Source organism: Aliifodinibius sp. S!AR15-10 (genome assembly GCF_031569985.1).
Lineage (GTDB): Bacteria > Bacteroidota > Rhodothermia > Balneolales > Balneolaceae > JAMQKA01.
Genome location: NZ_JAMQKA010000029.1, coordinates 56,775 through 73,196, shown reverse-complemented (window position 1 = coordinate 73,196; position 16,422 = coordinate 56,775). Strand labels below are relative to the sequence as shown.

Here is a 16,422-nt window from a genome sequence, read left to right as displayed (position 1 = left end):
CTCGGTCGAGTCCTACCTGATGAGTCATTGCTCACCTTTTCCTTCTCGCTCCCCGCCCGCAATCGAGCACCAGAAGGCGGTTTGAAGGCACTGGCTGACAGCGCCTCCGGTAGGCCAACTACCATCTCTACAACAGTATGTAAAAGAACATGTTGCTTAAGTCGGACAACATGTCTCTACTTCAAGGCACACACGTCAGTTCGATATAAAACCTGTCATTGTGAGGAATTCAGTGAAATCCAGCGGCAATCTCCTATGCATAAACAAGAAACGGATGAGGAGATCGCCGCGTCGACCGCATCGTTGAGCCAAACACGTACACCAAAGCCTCATCGCGATATCCATATGTCGAACCCAGGTTTGCCGGGCCTCCTCACGAGGGAGGGAATAAGCCCTGGTGAAAACCTTCTCTTTATAGATTCACGCGCTTACCAAGACGACTATCTCATAGATAGTGAGACCATCGTCTCATACTTACCGAGACCATCGTCTTCTATACCCTGAGACGACTATCTCAGTGTCTATGAGACGACCATCTCAATTAATTTAGCACCTCCTCTGAAATGCAACAATATTTAGGGTCAGTTCGAGACAGAACCTGTCATTGCGAAGAGGGATTAAGTGACCAGGGGGATGAGGCTCTCTAAACCCATGTAAGAAATCTGATCCCACCATCGGATAAGTGCTATCATACCGTGGGATGGCACTTATACCGCATTGGGATAGCCTTGATACGACGCTAGGATGGGTGCTGAACTGCAAGGGATTTACATATAAGGACAAGCTAGAGACACTTCTTATTGCATCCAAGCTTGTTTGCCACCGATCTTAAACTGTGGCTGCAGAGAGACCCATCCACAGGAGGGCTCTGGCATCTCCCGGGTCGAACCCATTTCTCTTCAAAAAATAAAACGCCACCCCTGTCAAGAGTGGCGCTTCCTAATCGGGATGGATATACAAGGCTCTTTACATCCTTTACCCACCGATCCCCGCATAATCATTCTTTCATATCCTAGGAGTCTGTCGGACTAAGTATAATCTACTGCGAACCATCCGGATTTGGCCAGATTTCGAGCTCTTTTTCGTTAAATAGCCCCACTATTCGCCTCAAAAGACCCCAAAATCTGACTCAAATCGGCTGATTCTCGTTACAATTCCCCAAGTCCGACAGACTCCTAGAAACCGCTAAAATCATCATCTTCATCAAAAGGGATAAGATCCCGTGCCTGTTTTTCGGTGGTATGCCCGTTTTTCCCGTTTCGGGCGTGCCCATTGGAGTGCCCGTTTTGATGATTTTTGCCGTAGCTGTTGTTTCTGCTGCCGTTAACCTGCCTGGTCTGCTGCCCACTGTCATTTTTACCCTCATTTTTAACTCCTACTAACAGCGCCAACTCATCAACAATGTTGTTGAGCTCAGCCGATTGTGAGGAGAGCTCTTCCGCCGAGCTGGCAGACTCTTCGGAGGCCGAGGCATTCCCCTGTACCACGTTATCCATCTCAGACATTACTGAGTTGATCTGCTGGATGCCGGTAGCCTGCTCTTTGGAAGCCGCAGAAATCTCAATGACCAGTGTGCTCACGTTGGAAACTTTGTCCTCGATCTCTTCCAGGTATTCCGAAACCTCGTCGGCCACCTCAGATCCCCGCTCGGAGCTTTCCTGTGATTTCTGGATCAGCTCAGAAGTATTCTTGGCCGCCTCTGCACTGCGCTGCGCCAGGCTCCGTACCTCCTCAGCCACTACGGCAAAACCCTTGCCGGCCTCCCCGGCCCGTGCTGCTTCAACCGCGGCATTCAGTGCCAGCAGGTTCGTCTGGAAAGCGATATCATCAATCGTTTTGATAATTTTTGATGTTTCCTCAGATGAAGCTTTGATATCCTCCATCGCGTTGGTCATCCGTTCCATTGCCTGAACGCCCTTCTCAACCATCGGCTTGGTCTCTTTCATCGCGGTTTCCGCTTCCCCGGAATTCTCTGCTGCCTGTTTTGTTTGAGAAGAGATCTCCTCAAGTGAGGAAGTAGTCTCCTGAAGACTGGCGGCCTGTTGGCTCGCACTCTCAGCCAACTCCTGGCTGGCTCCCGATAATTGTTCGGCGGAGGCATCCACCTGCCGGGCCCCGCTGTTGAGTCGATTGATAATCCCCTTCAGCACGTTGCTGATTGAACGGCCCATCAACAGGCCAAACGCCAACACCCCGATTACTGCTACCACTGCAAGAACACCGATGATCCATCGATAATTGGCTACCGTTTCAAGATTTAAATTAGCCTGCTCGCGGGCGCCAGCCTCAGCAGCTTCCGATACGACTACCGAGTGGTCCAGTATCTTCTCATAACTGGAATTCACCCTTTCCGACAACTTTTTCAACTGTTCATTTTCTCCTTGCACACTGTTTTCACGGTCTTCTGCCACTTGGTAATAACTTTGAATACGTTCTCTAAAATTGCTGCTTGCAGTCTTAATATCACTCAGCCGTTTTTCGATGACAGGTGAATCAAAGTTATCAGAATACTCTTCCAGTTCACCAATCTCGCCATTTATTTTTTCAAATCGTGATATAGCCTGGTTATATAACTTCTTGTTCCCGGTATACCGGTACTGAAGAAATTCATACCCCGCTTTTCGTATCGCTTTTTCAAATGCGGTGGTTGTTCCCCACTCTTGAACGTATTGATTGACAAGCGTATCCGAATACCCATTAATTTTGTTTAAAGAAAAAATTGAAATCCCCCCTACAATCAGGGTGATAACGGCACTTACAATCGTCAGTGCCATAATGCGTTTGCCTATGGTCCAACTGTCATCGTTGACGCCCGAACCTGATTCACTAGTTATATTGTTAAAAAAATCCATAATTGAGTCCTGTTAGTCGTTTAGTTCTTAAAGTCTGTTCTGCTGCCTGCATCATTTTCTCCTTGCCCCTCTTGTGGATATGAAAATCATTTCCATTGGATTCCCTCTTCACAGAGAACCCCAGGTTTTAGTACCAGGCTGGCTCTCCACAGGCCATCCATGATATTCTTTCACCTGCTGATTCTGAATAAATGCCTATGTATTGAACCTGGATATTCTGTGCTGTGTGCTGAAGTAACTGGATTCAAAATATTTGAGCCGTTCACTAGTCACCCGTCTAAGTATATTTATCGGACTGTTGTACCATTTCTTAAGCCTTTTTTAGCAAAAGAATAGTTTGCTTTTCCCCTTGCCAACAAGCAGGCTTTGGAACACATACCTATCTTTTAAAAAAACAAAGCATCACCCTGTGAAGAGCAATGCTTTGCCTAAATTATTTTAATTGTACCTGGGTTATTATCGCTGAATTTTAAAATTGATGGGTAGTCCATACTGCACTTTCACAACCTGTCCTTTGTGTTTCCCGGGAGTAAACTTTATCTCCTTAATTGCGTCAATAGCCGCTTGTCCACAGCCGCCCCCGATATCACGCATGACTTCCGGGTCGGTTGCATTACCATCTTCATCTACAGTAAACCTGATAAATACCCGTCCTTCTATATTATTATTAAGTGCCTTGCTGGGATACTCGATATGTTTGTATATCTCTTTCAGTCCGCCCACAATTTCGGGCATGGTATCGACAACTTTATAGACCTTGGCTGAATCAAGTTGTACTTCAATGCCTGGTCTCTCAATCGTAATACCGTCATCATCTGCCACGCCTGCTGACGCCACAACAGGTGCAGCAAATAATGCTACAAATAAAATGGTTAATATTGACCTAAGGAAGCCCTGGCTATCCTGGAATCCAGGCGTGTTTAGTTTATTGATCATGGTGTGTACCTCCGTTATTGCAAAGTTTGCTGATTTAAAAAGTTGTTATCTTTTTTATTCCTGTTCATTTACTATGAGTCACCCACGAAAAACGTCGGCGGGTGACAATTTTTAATGAATGCCTGGTCCGAACCCGCCCTCATTTAAGTCCGGAGCCATTCATCAAAACTCGCTAAAATCATCATCCTCATCGAAGGGTATTAATTCCTGGGCACGCTTTTCACTGGCCTGTCCATTCGATCCATTACCTACATGCCGCTTAGCGCCGTTGGAGTGCCCGTTTTCATGACTCTTCCCGTAACCGTTGGTCCCGTTACTGTTCATCTCAGAGGCTTTTTTAGTCCACTCGCCACTGGCCTGTTCGACTTCGTCCTCAACACCCACCAATACCGCCAATTCATCAACAATCTTGTTGAGCTCGGCCGACTGTGAGGAGAGCTCTTCCGCCGAACTGGCTGACTCCTCGGAAGCTGAAGCGTTGCCCTGCACCACGTTGTCCATTTCTGACATCACCGAGTTGATCTGCTGGATGCCGGTCGATTGCTCCTGCGAGGCAGCAGAGATCTCAACGACCAGTGTACTGACGTCGGTAACACGCTGCTCAATCTTTTCCAGGTAATCTGAAACCTCCTGGGCTACTTCCGATCCCCGCTCAGAACTGTCCTGTGACTTTTGGATAAGCTCTGACGTATTCTTGGCTGCCTCTGCACTGCGCTGGGCAAGATTGCGAACCTCTTCGGCTACCACGGCAAATCCCTTGCCGGCCTCTCCTGCCCGCGCTGCTTCAACGGCAGCATTTAATGCCAGCAGGTTCGTCTGAAAAGCGATATCATCAATCGTTTTAATGATTTTCGATGTTTCTTCCGATGAGGCTTTGATATCCTCCATGGCATCGGTCATCCGCTCCATTGCGTGCACCCCTTTCTCGACCATCGGCTTGGTCTCCTCCATAGCATTCTCGGCTTCAGCCGAATTTTCATCGGTCTGTTTGATTTGGGATGAAACCTCTTCAAGAGATGATGTGGTCTGCTGCAGACTCGCCGCCTGCTGGCTGGAGCTCTCTGCCAACTCCTGGCTGGCCCCCGAAAGCTGGTCCGCAGAGGCATCCACCTGGCGTGCCCCCCGGTTTAGACGCCTGATAATTCCCTTCAACACTGAGCTTATGGAACGGCCCATGAACAGACCTATCAAAAGGGCCGATATGATGGCCACCACCACTCCGATTCCCAACGTCCAGATAAACCAGCTGACAGCGCTGTTGGTCTGGTCGCCCTGCTCATAGGCGTCGGCTTTCGCCATCTCGGCAAGGGCAATGGTGTTATTTAAAATTTTGTCATAGGCTTCCTGGCGTACTGAGTCCTCTTGATTTACCGTATTTCTTGCTTCAATCATTGCACCGACCGTCTCAACATTGTCGTTGAGTGTGGCCAGGGCAATACTGTGCAGCATCTGCTCTTCGCCTGAATTCCCAACATTGATATTGCCAAATTTGCTGCGCAACTCCACGAACCTTGACTCTATACCGCTCAGGGCTCCCACATTGTGGGATACCTCAGCCCGCCACAATTCCTTCATATTTGACTGCAGGTCCGTTAACACTCGCTCTACATTCTCAATGCGTTCTCTCTGCAACGCCGACGCTGCTGAATCATCCTCAATATTGGCCAACGCCGTGCGAGCTGATGCCAAATATTCCTCCACGCTCTCTACAAAGTCAGTACCAGACTGCTCGGTCAAACTCCGATAATTCAGCAGATCCTGGTAGGCCTGGTAAAAACTGGTCATCGACTCATCGAACACGGTAATACCCTCTTCAATCTCATTAAGCCGTTCATTCATCTCCTGAATCTCATACTGCTCGGCAAGCACGCGGGAAGAATCAACTTTTGCCTTTACCGTGGCAAGGCCTTTCTTGGCTTCACCAAAATGCATGCTGTCCTGGCTTGTGCTGTATTTTTCAAGATTAATGCCCACCTGGCGTGTTTCGGCCTCGATGGCATTAGCCAGATCCCATTCCGACAGCTTTTCATTCACCAGCGTGTTTGAGTTGTTGTTGATCATGTTGAGGGCATACATAGCTACAAGCCCCAGCATGAGAATTATTGACGCTCCTCCAAGCGTCAGTGCCATAATGCGTTTGCCTATGGTCCAGCTGTCATCGCTCACCCCTGAACCTGATCCACCCGTAAAACTATCTAAAAAACTCATGGTTATATCCCTTTAGTCTTAACTTTATTTATCTATTCCTGCTGTTGTCCTGCATCGTTCTCCAATACCCGGTCCGGCACGTCGAACAGCACCTTGTGGACCTCCACAATCATCTTTACCGAGTCACCCACTTTCCCGAGCCCAGCCAGGTATTCGCTCTGCTGCCCGCCTACCGAGGGCACATCCTCAATCGAGGCAGTCTCGATATCCACAACCTCCGAGACCTTGTCGACGGCCACCCCCATCAGGTAATCCTCGTCCTGAACCACGATAATGCAGGTCTCGTCTGTATCCTCAATTTCCTCAAATCCAAACCGTGTACGCAGATTCATTACCGGAACAATCTTGCCCCGAAGGTTCAATACTCCCCGGATGTATTCAGGCATCTTTGGTACCGGGGTGATAGGCATCAACCCGATGATCTCCTGAACCTTTAAAATCTCAATAGCGTACTCCTCTTCCCCCAAGAAAAAGGTTAGAAATTTACCGCCCTCCACATCTACATCTGCTTCACCGGTCGCCGGCGATTCCGAGTGCTCGGTGCTGGTCTGTTCCATCGCTGTGGTCTTCATTTGATCTGATCCTGTGTGTGCGTTACCGGGTGAAATACCAAGGCTGAACCTCAATTATGCTTTCTCAACCTTTTCCTGAGATTCCCCCTTCAGTATCTCTGAAACCCCATTTGTTGTGTTGTAACAATTGTTATCGGCGGGAAAGTAATTTTCTTAAACAATTCAGCTTTTTTTCTACATTCCTATATTTTTACTCCCAACACTTCCAATATTTTTTCACGCAAAATTTCAGGGGTGAAGGGCTTATGGACAAACTCTGCGTTGTGCTGATCGATTACTTTTATGCGGTGATCATTACTCTCAGTGGAAACAATTAAGATGGGTAGGTCGGCATTTTTCGGGCTCTGCCTCACCTTATTCAGCATCTCCATGCCATCCATCACCGGCATGTTCACATCGATAAAGACCAGGTCCACACTTTGATTCTCAATTATATCGAGTCCCTCCCGGCCGTTCCCGGCTTCATGAATCCTTTCCACCTCAATCTCGCACAAATTGATCGTTTTCTTAATCATGCTCCGCATCACCGCGCTGTCATCAACAATCAGTATTTCTATCGCCATTGGACTGTATTCTAGATTAACCTGTTTTATAAAACGCCCAGGATTTATTACCGAATACTGCCTTTCTCATCCTGAGCAACTGTCTTATCCTGAATCAGGATCTTGCGGGCTGCTCCGCTTTTTCCTTGATGTCATTAACAATAGCTTCCGCAATTTTGTCCAGTGGCAATACCTCTGCAACTGCACCCATCTCCTGCGCAACTTTTGGCATGCCAAAGACCACGGAAGTTTCTTCATCCTGTGCCATGGTGTGCGCACCTTTCTCTTTCATAGCCCGTAGTCCCTTGCCCCCATCGGAGCCCATGCCGGTCAAAATTACTCCCGTGCTGTTTATTCCGGCTGCTTTGGCAACTGAATTAAACAGCACATCTACACTGGGACGGTGATGATGGACCGGCGGTCCCTGCTTGATCTTGGTATAATATTTGGCGCCTCTTTTTTCTACCAGCATATGATGATTGCCGGGCGCAATCAAAGCCTGTCCGGGTCGAATCAGATCCCTGTCCTCGGCCTCTTTTACATCAATCTTGCAGATGGTATTTAGTCGTTCAGAAAAGCTTTGGGTAAACACGGGCGGCATGTGCTGCACGATGACCAGCCCGGGCATGTTGGCCGGCAACCTGGGCAAAATAGCTTCCAGGGCTTTGGTTCCACCTGTAGATGAACCGATCGCAATAATTTTTTTCGTCGTCCGGTTCAGGCGTACCTTTGGAATGGAACGACTCTGTGTTTGATCTCCCAACTCCAGGTTTTTATCGAATTTCGCGATCGATGCAGCTTTGACCGCTTTCACAATTTCCTGCGAAATATTCTGTGTGGAGTATGCCGAGCCCGGTTTACAAATTACATCCACCGCTCCCAGCCTGAGTGCCGATAAGGCATTCTCACTGTTTTTGGGAGTAAGAGAGCTCACGACCACTACGGGCATGGGGTGGTGTTTCATCAGCTTCGATAGGAAGGAGAGCCCGTCCATGCGAGGCATCTCCAAATCAAGGGTGAGCACATCCGGTTCCAGCTCAACAATTTTTTCCCGGGCCACATAGGGATTAATAGCGGTGCCAACGACCTCAATACCTTTCTCTTTCTCCAGCTCTTCGGAGAGCAGCTTCCGGACCAGGGCTGAATCATCGACAATTAACACCTTTATCATGCTTCCTCCATCTTTGAATAATACACCGTTATATCGACCAGGCCTTCATCCAGTAACACCTGTAGCGACTCTTTGTTCATACCCTCAAACGTTGCGTCAGTATCTTCTCCCGGTTCAGCCATGCGGGGCGGCTGGATGTTACAGATATTTTGATCCTCTGCAAAAAGCGGGACAGTATTCCCGCATATGATGTTTGTGATTTCGCACAAAGCCCCGGTCTTCTGTTGTTCATCGGGGGCTTCCACTCCGAGCATATTTGCGGCTATGGCTGTTAGCAACTCTTCTGATGGGCTGATCACCATGCCACCTTCAGCCGCACCTTCGAAGCCCACAATGGAACGAACCTCATCATCAGGCTGAGAAAGATGGTTTCCCTCCTCAATCTCCCACTCCTCCAGGGGAAACATGTAACAGGTAACCTCAAATGTGTTGACCGCTATAGCATGAATCTTATCGCTGTAAGGAGTATCCATAGCTGTTGGTTTCCAATTTTTGGATTTGGGCTTCAAGTGCCTGCTGCGAAAACGGCTTGTCCAAGTATCCCAATCCGGTTTTTTGTATGGCATTTGTCAACTTCTCGTTGTCTACTGAGGAGATTACCACAGCCGGTATACCCAGGAACTCGGGATTTTGACGCATCTGTCCCAGCGTCTCCAGCCCCTCTTTCATCGGCATGTTTATCCCGATCAGGATCAGATCTATGTTATAATATTTGATCAATTCCAGCCCTTCATTTTCATTGACGGCCTCATAAATCTCTTTAACCGGGAGATTCGTCTCCTTCAATGCACGCTTAAAGAGTAATTTCATATCTCGGTCGTTTTCTACTATCATCACGTTTAGATCCATTTCTTAACCCTTTTTTTACGATTAATAGCTACTCGTTTTTCATTATCCGGCATATCTACCGTTGCCCAAGTCTACTCAATGATCCGTATCCCTGTTATCGGCAGAAATGGGCGAGATGTTAAATTTTTTTGTGTTTACTCAATTTTTTAATCGGTTTTTTATTGATCGTTACCAGCCCGTCGGCTATCCTAATGGCCATCGTTCGCGATCTCCTGCCACCGACATCCTGGGCAGCAATCATTAATCCGTTCTTCCACAAAAGCTTTCGAAACATTGTAAAATTGCGCTTTCCTATTTTGAAATAATCGTCACTGATATCCCGCTTAATCGTTGCGCCCCCTGCAACGCTAATTTTCAGGTTCCTTTTTTGAGCTCCAAGGGCATAAATCCCATTTAACAATTCACTCAAGCCGGAATCGACATACATCGCGGGCTTCGCTTTCGCCTTCTCCGGATCCGCTTTGGCACGGGGCAGCATTACGTGCAGGAGCCCGCCCACCCGGGCCATCGGGTCATATGCGGTGATCCCCAGGCAACTTCCCAGTGCATAGGTAACGATCATCTCATGCACATTTTGGGAAACCCGTAAATCACTCACTCCTACCACTGTTTTCATGCAGACTGGCTCTTGGTTTATTGTTTCTGGTACACTGCGGGACAAATATTCTGAAACCCGCTATTTCTGCCGGAGACACTCTCGGAATGTCCCAGAAACAGGTATCCCCCGGGCTCCAGGATATCACGAAACCTGGAAATCAGTTCGTGCTGTGTTCTTCGATTAAAATAGATCATAACATTGCGGCACATGATGACATGAAAAGGGCCATTCAGCGGCCATTTCTTCTTAAGATTCAATCTGCCATAGGTAATCATGGAGCGGATATCCGGCATCACGCGATAGCCACCCGCCTTTGTCTCATCAAAATATCTATCACGGAGGCGATCGGGGAGTTCGGCCACTTTCTCCGATCCATAGACACCCGTTTTTGCAGCATGTACTACTTCTCTGGACAGATCGATTCCCAGGATTTTAACAGCCTCTTTGGACACGCTTTGCTCCCTAAGCGCTATGGCACAACTGACTGGTTCCTGACCGGTAGAACAACCCGCCGACCACCACTTCATGCACCGCTTTCCCATCTGGGGGATGATGTGATCACGGATGAAATCAAAATGCTGGCTCTCCCTGAAAAAACTAGTTTTATTGGTCGTCAGCACGTCCACCAGCGCCAGAAATTCTGCGCCGGAGTCATCTCTTTCCATATAGCTCATGTACTGAGAAAAGCTGCGCATCCCCAGCTTCCGGATTCGTTTCATCACTCGGGTTCTAACCAGGGCTTCCTTGCCTTCATGCAAGTTTATCCCGCAGTAGTCATGTACGATGCTGCGAATTTTTTTGAACTCTGAACTTTTTAAAACCATACACTAGTAACCCCTGCCTAACCTTTTGTCACATTCCGAGACTGATCAAAAAATACCGCTGGTTTTATTGTAACCATGGCTGCCAATCACAAAATCTATTTTTTGTGGAAACTGGTCGCCACCTTAATTCATGAGGGCTGCTGTATCCAGGATCAAACCCACGCGGCCATCCCCCAAAATGGCACCCCCGGAAATGTGGTCCATCTTTGTCATCATATTGATCGATTTTCCGACCAGCTGCTGTTGGCCTATCACTTCGTCTACCAAGAGTGCGTACTTTTTATTTGCATTCCTTATTATCAGGAGTGTCCCGTCTACGAGATCATCAATCCCGTCTTCAATATTGAAATGCCGGTGCAGGCGCACCACAGGCATGGTTTCCCCACGGATGGAGACTTTTTCGGAGTTGCCCAATACGGTAAACACATCTTTTTCTTCGGCCCGGAACGCCATATCAATATTCAGCGTAGGCACAATGAAGCGCTGGCTCCCTACATTCACCAGCATACCATCGGTAATAGCGAGCGTAAACGGGAGCTCAATCGTAATTTTGGTACCCTCTCCCGGCTCAGAGGTGACATCGACCTTCCCCTTTAGTTCCTCGATAGAACGGCGCACTACATCCATTCCCACGCCCCGCCCCGACAGGTCGGTGACCTCATCAGTTGACGAGAAGCCGGGCAGAAATATCAGGTTGTAAATCTCACTGTCCGTCAGCTTTTCACCCGGCTCCACCAAGCCTTTATCGATCGCTTTTTCCAGCACCTTTTCTTTGTTTATGCCGCGCCCGTCGTCTTCAATCTCAATGACAACCTTGCCACCTTCCTGAGATGCCCGTAGCCAGATATTGGCCTTAGCGGGCTTGCCTGCCTCTTCGCGCTCCTCGGGCGTTTCAATACCGTGATCTATGGCGTTTCGGATCATATGGACCAGCGGCTCGCTTATAATGTCAACCATATTCCGGTCAATCTCGGTATCCTCGCCATGGGTAGAGAGCTTGACCGACTTTCCCGCCTTTCGACCCAGATCGCGAACCAAGCGGTTCATCTTGTGGAAAGTGGCCTTTAGCGGCACCATCCGGAGTGTGAGACTGGTGTCCTGCAGCTCACGCAGTATTTTGCTGGTGTGACTAATTTTCTTCTGCAGATCAGAGTGATCAGGTATGCTTTCGTCCTGTGCCACCACAGAGTGCGCAATCACCAACTCCCCGATCATATCGATTAGCCGATCGAGGCGACCGACGTTAACGCGTACCGATGAATCGGATTTAGAACTGTCGGAACTTTTGTCGGCCGCGCCATTCTTGGCAGATTCTCCATTCATATTCTCGGCCATTTCCTCAACTGGAACTTCGCTTGTATCTCCCACGCCATATGAAATTCCGCCTTCGGCAGCCAGTGCATCCTCGGGAGCAGTACCCTCTTCGGATACTTCTTCCAGCACCCTGATTAAAAGCTCAAAATTGTTTGGTTTGGGAAGCAGATCGCCACCATCCGAGACCTCCACGACATCCAGCATCTGGTTGATAATATCTATCGCCTCCAGCGAGATATCGGCACACGCAGTATCAAACTCCAGCTCCCCCTCGCGAATCATGCTCAGGACGGTTTCCAGGAGGTGAGTAAATTCGGATATCGGGTCCAATCCCATAAAAGCGGACGTCCCCTTGATAGTGTGGAAAGCACGAAACACCTTGTTAACCAGTTCTTCATCATCAGGGCGCTCTTCCAGGTCGAGCAGGGCTCCCTCCGCCATTTCCAGCAACTCTGTACATTCGGTGATAAACTCCCCCACCATCGCCGGATCGATGTCTTCGGGAATGTAAAACTCCTCGGTTTCCGCTTCACCACCCTTTTCGGACAAACCCTCCTCTTGAACCGCCGCTTGCTCTTGGTCTGCGGACTCGCTCCAGGCCTCATCGGTCTTAATTTCGATCGCCTCTTCCGTCTTTTCAGAAACTATATCAAACCACTTACCGGAGCTGTCTTCCCCTAAACCTGCCCTTTCTATAGCTTGTATAGCCTCTTGCAAAGGTTCGGCAACCGGCTGCTCTTCACTTTCCGCAAGGCTCTGCAACATGCCATATAGCTTCTTGAGCTCTTCTTCGGTAATATCCTCCAAACTCAGCCCGAGGATCAGTGTAGCAAGATCATCAAGGGTGTGGGCGCCCTCTTCCTTTTTGGATTTTTCCGCACCCGATTTCTCCTCGTCGTTAATTTCATCGAGCTCAATCAGGGTATCTGCCGATTCGCCACCCCCCGAAAGCGCAGTTTCGAGGTCATCGCATGCTTTCTCAAAATCTTCCACCTGGATATCGCCGTCTTTCAGCAGGTACTCCCGAATGGTATTTACCGCCTGCATCGTCGCTGGCTTGACACTCATGAAGTACTCATCTTCCTCAAAAAGATACTTCAATCCCTCCCATGCCAGATCAATCAGTTTTTGCAGCTGCCCCGCATTTTCATCAAACCCCTCAATGAATTCTTCAAGCCTGGCACCGGCAACGGCAACATTCTCTCTGTCGGCCGGCCATACATCGGCCAGTGCGCGTATGATTTCTTCAAGCTTCTCTACGTGTTGATTTGTATTACCCATCGTAATGCTTTTTTGTTTAATTGGATTCGCTCAGTACCAGGGTCAGCCAGAAGTCCATATTTGTAGTAGAAAACTTCATTTTCTCCGTTGGGGGCTTAGTGGGCATAAACAGGGTTAGGTCGCTACCCCGGGTGGCTGTGGGAAGTGATGACTGCCCCCGAAACCCGACTTTCTCAACATTTGCAGCTACATCACCGGCCAGAATGTTTGATACCTCGCCGATTAAATCACCCATGTCATCACTCTCAAACGGCAGCTCCATCCCGATAAAAACCTCTGACAAATAAAGAGCCGTATCCTTGGGGATAGCAAGCATGAGCGACAAGGTATGCTCGGAGTTGAATACCGTTACATTGCCAATAATTCCGTTCAACGGTCCTTCTCCATTCTCTTCTTTCACGTAGTTCGGCTCTTCACCAATAATCGAAGCAAATGTATTAATAACCGATGTTTCCACTTTACCGACAATCTCATCGGGGATGCGATCCAGTTCATTTATATTTTCAATGTCCATTTATTCTGCACTGTTTTAGTTGTTGAGAATATTTTTAAAGAAGCTTTTGTCCTCTTCGCCCTCTTCATCTTCGTTGATCAAGTTGCCATCTTCATCGAAATATCGACTGATCGCCTTGTGCATCTTATCGGCGGTAAAAGGTTTGGTTATATACTCATCAGCCCCTCCCTCATTGAGTGCCTTGTCAACTTTTCCCATCGATTTTTCGGCCGTAACCATGATAATCGGGATATGCTCGTTGCCCTGCTCCCGAACGGCTTTTGAAAACTCGATTCCTGTCATGTTTGGCATATTCCAGTCCACAAACATGATTTGGATCTCATCGTTAAACTTTTCCAGGGCATCTTCCCCGTCCTTGGCCTCAACATATTCAAAATCTGCCAGCATCAGCTGGTTGAGCGCCCGCTTTACGGCACTTCTCATTATCTTTGAATCATCAATAACTAGTGCTTTTATCATGCTCATTATGTACTCCGGTATTTCGTGATAGATAACTGAGTTTCTACAAAACAGATGACATGTCTGGTATGATCTCTACCTAATGCCAATACCCTTTTTGGCCAGACCATCCTTCAAGGTTTTGTAATACTTACAGCTCTACTTATCGTACGTTTTTGGAAATTCTTAAGAAATTGATTGAAGAAAATTTACCCTTAGGAAACCACTCCTTTTCGGTGTGAAAAGTGCTATATCAGCGGATCTATAAGAGATGCAGTAATCAAGAATGAGACAGAGATCAACATTTTTATCGATTTTTTGGGGATGGCATATCTTTTGGGATGATATCGGAAACGAGAATCACTCAAAATAGTTACTGTCATCGCGAGGAGACATTATACATACTTGTTGGCTCAACGATGAGGTCGACGTGGCGATCTCCTTACCCGTTTTTTTGTTCACCCATTGGGAGATTGCCTCCAGCCCCCCTGTCGGAATCGCGATGGTCGCTGAATCCCTCCCAATGACAGGTTTTATCTCGAACTGACGATAAATACTACGATCGGTGCGGGAACAATTTGATTAGGATACCCTATATATCATTCTGCCCTCTCCATGGGTATAGCCTACCCACCATTTTCGGGCGACACATGACGGCGGTACTTTCGGTTTAAAATCAGATCATATCATCATAATACAACAAACATGGATCATTTTGATAATGACAGTGGCACCTGTGCTCGGTGCGGGGCCGATGAAAATCATCCCCATCCCATCTACGATTTTGTAGTCTCTCTTGAACCTGTTGAAAATAAAAAAGGTGTTCGTTGGCTGTGCCAGGAGTGCCAGCTTCGGGTACGTGCCAAACGGTCACGATCTGAGGCCTCAGACCCAGAGAACAGTACGGGTTATCGGAAATGGCTGAGTAAAATTACCAAAGCTGTTGCTAAACGATCTGGCTTCTTCCTGTAATTGCCCCTGCCGACCCCAAAAATCAACTGTATATCGGTACCTAAGGGATGCAAGTATTTCTAAAGATTACAACTAACAAGCCGATACTTAACCAAGAGATACCTTTTATGTAACACGAAGTGCTATGTTATCGAATTCTTCTTCAAATTTATCTTCTGTGCTGGAAGCCTCGGAAGGAGTACAAGTGCTTCAACAGAAATCCGGTGAACAAACCCGGCCAGCAACACCGGCATTTCCATCACCCCGTGGAGAAAACGAAGAAAAAGAGACCCGGGATGAGCTCTCAACCGAAGAAACCGATAGTACCGGCCAGGAAGATGATGTGCCGGGAATCTGCCAGATCACAGTAAACAAGGATTTCCAGGAGATACTGGACAGGTTTTTGACCTGTGGTCATGAAAGGATATTCTCGATTCGTTCTGAGATCAGAAGGGATCGCGGCCTCAGCAGGTCATTTTTATCTTGGCATAACGCGAGATCAGCTAATTTTGATCTGCTGCGTAATAAATTGTACCAGGTACAGATGCATTTTTTCCGTTCTCCCAAAGGGACCAAATACGACCTGTCACTATAACCTGTGCACGCCGTTTGATACCAGAACCTGAGGACCCGGTCTACTTTTCCTGGAAAAGAGTCGTTTCTTCAATAAGAAGATTCATTCCCAACCGAGAATTATTCTCACCCTTTTCCTCGCTAAAAGTCTTGTGTAGATGCTCAAGAATGGCATTTAACTCATCAATACCACTCTCAATTTTTTCCCGGTACCGCTGAATTCGTTCTACATCGACGTTGTTGTCCAATGAAACATTCATCAGCTCCAGATACCCTGAGATTGCACTTATCGGTGACATCGCGCTGTGCATGTTCTGCCTGACAATCCTCTTTTGCAGCTTATTCAAAGCTTTGAGCTTTTCGTATCGATCCACAGCCTTGGATTTACCAACAAGGTGTGATGAATTTCGATTTTCAAGTATAGAGCAGTTACCCACTGCATCTGAACCAACAGACTCGTTTACTATATCCATTTGTTGTACCCGAATTTTATAAAAAACCTTTTCTCTTATGAAGATCTCAACACCTGGTCTACTTTTTGAGATACCAGGCTTTGACCCCGATCGCTGAAATCCTCAAATCCAGTATATTAAAATTTTCCAATATTATAAAATTCTAATCCCGGCCTTGAATTTATTCCCAGCAGCACGTTTATTAGAAACGGGAAGGTTCAATAGCGTGAAGCCATCTGCTAGGTATTATCGGCTTCTTTTTTAAAATCTTAAACAGAACCGGGTACAACAAATATGTGGGAATGCGAATAAACTCATTTCCACATACCTATAAACACTGAATTTCT

The 16,422-nt window shown here is 47.5% G+C and carries 16 protein-coding genes; 2 read left to right on the top strand and 14 right to left on the bottom strand.

Going from position 1 to position 16,422, the window contains the following annotated elements; translation table 11 throughout:
* Window positions 1-1,175: 1,175 nt before the first annotated feature.
* From NC796_RS17125 to NC796_RS17065, 13 genes are all read right to left on the bottom strand, one after another.
* Window positions 1,176-2,852 carry a methyl-accepting chemotaxis protein gene (locus NC796_RS17125; RefSeq protein ID WP_310686146.1) on the bottom strand — a complete coding sequence of 559 codons (1,677 nt, stop codon included), beginning with the start codon at window positions 2,850-2,852 and terminating at the stop codon, window positions 1,176-1,178.
* A 456-nt stretch (window positions 2,853-3,308) separates the two neighbouring features.
* Entirely contained in the window at window positions 3,309-3,788 is a 480-nt protein-coding gene (locus tag NC796_RS17120) for an energy transducer TonB (RefSeq protein ID WP_310686144.1), read from the bottom strand.
* 162 nt (window positions 3,789-3,950) lie between these two features.
* Complete coding sequence (locus NC796_RS17115) at window positions 3,951-5,996, bottom strand: methyl-accepting chemotaxis protein (RefSeq protein WP_310686143.1); 2,046 nt, start codon at window positions 5,994-5,996, stop codon at window positions 3,951-3,953.
* Between the two features lie 32 nt (window positions 5,997-6,028).
* Window positions 6,029-6,568: a chemotaxis protein CheW gene (locus NC796_RS17110; RefSeq protein WP_310686142.1), complete on the bottom strand. Its 540-nt coding sequence runs from the start codon at window positions 6,566-6,568 to the stop codon at window positions 6,029-6,031.
* A gap of 182 nt (window positions 6,569-6,750) precedes the next feature.
* Entirely contained in the window at window positions 6,751-7,131 is a 381-nt protein-coding gene (locus NC796_RS17105; RefSeq protein ID WP_310686140.1) for a response regulator, read from the bottom strand.
* Window positions 7,132-7,225: 94 nt separating this feature from the next.
* The gene (locus NC796_RS17100) at window positions 7,226-8,281 is read right to left on the bottom strand and encodes a chemotaxis response regulator protein-glutamate methylesterase (RefSeq protein WP_310686139.1); all 1,056 of its coding nucleotides are present in this window, start codon (window positions 8,279-8,281) and stop codon (window positions 7,226-7,228) included.
* Window positions 8,278-8,754, bottom strand: coding sequence for a chemotaxis protein CheX (locus NC796_RS17095; protein ID WP_310686137.1), 477 nt, complete (start codon window positions 8,752-8,754; stop codon window positions 8,278-8,280). The genes NC796_RS17100 and NC796_RS17095 overlap by 4 nt, the downstream gene beginning before the upstream one ends.
* Window positions 8,732-9,130: a response regulator gene (locus NC796_RS17090; protein WP_310686135.1), complete on the bottom strand. Its 399-nt coding sequence runs from the start codon at window positions 9,128-9,130 to the stop codon at window positions 8,732-8,734. Before NC796_RS17090 ends, NC796_RS17095 begins: the two co-directional genes overlap by 23 nt.
* A gap of 118 nt (window positions 9,131-9,248) precedes the next feature.
* A complete protein-coding gene (locus NC796_RS17085; protein WP_310686133.1) occupies window positions 9,249-9,746 on the bottom strand; it encodes a chemotaxis protein CheD in 498 nt (165 codons plus the stop codon).
* Window positions 9,747-9,763: 17 nt separating this feature from the next.
* Window positions 9,764-10,552 (bottom strand): protein-glutamate O-methyltransferase CheR, encoded by a 789-nt coding sequence (locus NC796_RS17080; protein WP_310686132.1) that lies wholly within the window; start codon window positions 10,550-10,552, stop codon window positions 9,764-9,766.
* 123 nt (window positions 10,553-10,675) lie between these two features.
* A complete protein-coding gene (locus NC796_RS17075) occupies window positions 10,676-13,147 on the bottom strand; it encodes a chemotaxis protein CheA (protein ID WP_310686131.1) in 2,472 nt (823 codons plus the stop codon).
* Between the two features lie 16 nt (window positions 13,148-13,163).
* Window positions 13,164-13,661 carry a chemotaxis protein CheX gene (locus NC796_RS17070; protein WP_310686129.1) on the bottom strand — a complete coding sequence of 166 codons (498 nt, stop codon included), beginning with the start codon at window positions 13,659-13,661 and terminating at the stop codon, window positions 13,164-13,166.
* Window positions 13,662-13,676: 15 nt separating this feature from the next.
* Entirely contained in the window at window positions 13,677-14,126 is a 450-nt protein-coding gene (locus NC796_RS17065; protein ID WP_310686127.1) for a response regulator, read from the bottom strand.
* A 678-nt stretch (window positions 14,127-14,804) separates the two neighbouring features.
* On the opposite strand from NC796_RS17065, the gene NC796_RS17060 reads away from it, so the two are divergent.
* Window positions 14,805-15,071, top strand: coding sequence for a hypothetical protein (locus tag NC796_RS17060; RefSeq protein ID WP_310686126.1), 267 nt, complete (start codon window positions 14,805-14,807; stop codon window positions 15,069-15,071).
* A gap of 124 nt (window positions 15,072-15,195) precedes the next feature.
* Complete coding sequence (locus NC796_RS17055) at window positions 15,196-15,645, top strand: hypothetical protein (RefSeq protein WP_310686125.1); 450 nt, start codon at window positions 15,196-15,198, stop codon at window positions 15,643-15,645.
* Between the two features lie 40 nt (window positions 15,646-15,685).
* Here NC796_RS17055 and NC796_RS17050 read toward each other — a convergent pair whose 3' ends face one another.
* Window positions 15,686-16,096 carry a hypothetical protein gene (locus tag NC796_RS17050; protein ID WP_310686123.1) on the bottom strand — a complete coding sequence of 137 codons (411 nt, stop codon included), beginning with the start codon at window positions 16,094-16,096 and terminating at the stop codon, window positions 15,686-15,688.
* Window positions 16,097-16,422: the final 326 nt, after the last annotated feature.

What these genes read in the sequence shown, in the direction of transcription:
- NC796_RS17125 (WP_310686146.1), bottom strand. Translation starts at nt 2,852, where the DNA reads ATGGATTTTTTTAACAATATAACTAGTGAATCAGGTTCGGGCGTCAAC.
- NC796_RS17120 (WP_310686144.1), bottom strand. Translation starts at nt 3,788, where the DNA reads ATGATCAATAAACTAAACACGCCTGGATTCCAGGATAGCCAGGGCTTC.
- NC796_RS17115 (WP_310686143.1), bottom strand. Translation starts at nt 5,996, where the DNA reads ATGAGTTTTTTAGATAGTTTTACGGGTGGATCAGGTTCAGGGGTGAGC.
- NC796_RS17110 (WP_310686142.1), bottom strand. Translation starts at nt 6,568, where the DNA reads ATGAAGACCACAGCGATGGAACAGACCAGCACCGAGCACTCGGAATCG.
- NC796_RS17105 (WP_310686140.1), bottom strand. Translation starts at nt 7,131, where the DNA reads ATGGCGATAGAAATACTGATTGTTGATGACAGCGCGGTGATGCGGAGC.
- NC796_RS17100 (WP_310686139.1), bottom strand. Translation starts at nt 8,281, where the DNA reads ATGATAAAGGTGTTAATTGTCGATGATTCAGCCCTGGTCCGGAAGCTG.
- NC796_RS17095 (WP_310686137.1), bottom strand. Translation starts at nt 8,754, where the DNA reads ATGGATACTCCTTACAGCGATAAGATTCATGCTATAGCGGTCAACACA.
- NC796_RS17090 (WP_310686135.1), bottom strand. Translation starts at nt 9,130, where the DNA reads ATGGATCTAAACGTGATGATAGTAGAAAACGACCGAGATATGAAATTA.
- NC796_RS17085 (WP_310686133.1), bottom strand. Translation starts at nt 9,746, where the DNA reads ATGAAAACAGTGGTAGGAGTGAGTGATTTACGGGTTTCCCAAAATGTG.
- NC796_RS17080 (WP_310686132.1), bottom strand. Translation starts at nt 10,552, where the DNA reads ATGGTTTTAAAAAGTTCAGAGTTCAAAAAAATTCGCAGCATCGTACAT.
- NC796_RS17075 (WP_310686131.1), bottom strand. Translation starts at nt 13,147, where the DNA reads ATGGGTAATACAAATCAACACGTAGAGAAGCTTGAAGAAATCATACGC.
- NC796_RS17070 (WP_310686129.1), bottom strand. Translation starts at nt 13,661, where the DNA reads ATGGACATTGAAAATATAAATGAACTGGATCGCATCCCCGATGAGATT.
- NC796_RS17065 (WP_310686127.1), bottom strand. Translation starts at nt 14,126, where the DNA reads ATGAGCATGATAAAAGCACTAGTTATTGATGATTCAAAGATAATGAGA.
- NC796_RS17060 (WP_310686126.1), top strand. Translation starts at nt 14,805, where the DNA reads ATGGATCATTTTGATAATGACAGTGGCACCTGTGCTCGGTGCGGGGCC.
- NC796_RS17055 (WP_310686125.1), top strand. Translation starts at nt 15,196, where the DNA reads ATGTTATCGAATTCTTCTTCAAATTTATCTTCTGTGCTGGAAGCCTCG.
- NC796_RS17050 (WP_310686123.1), bottom strand. Translation starts at nt 16,096, where the DNA reads ATGGATATAGTAAACGAGTCTGTTGGTTCAGATGCAGTGGGTAACTGC.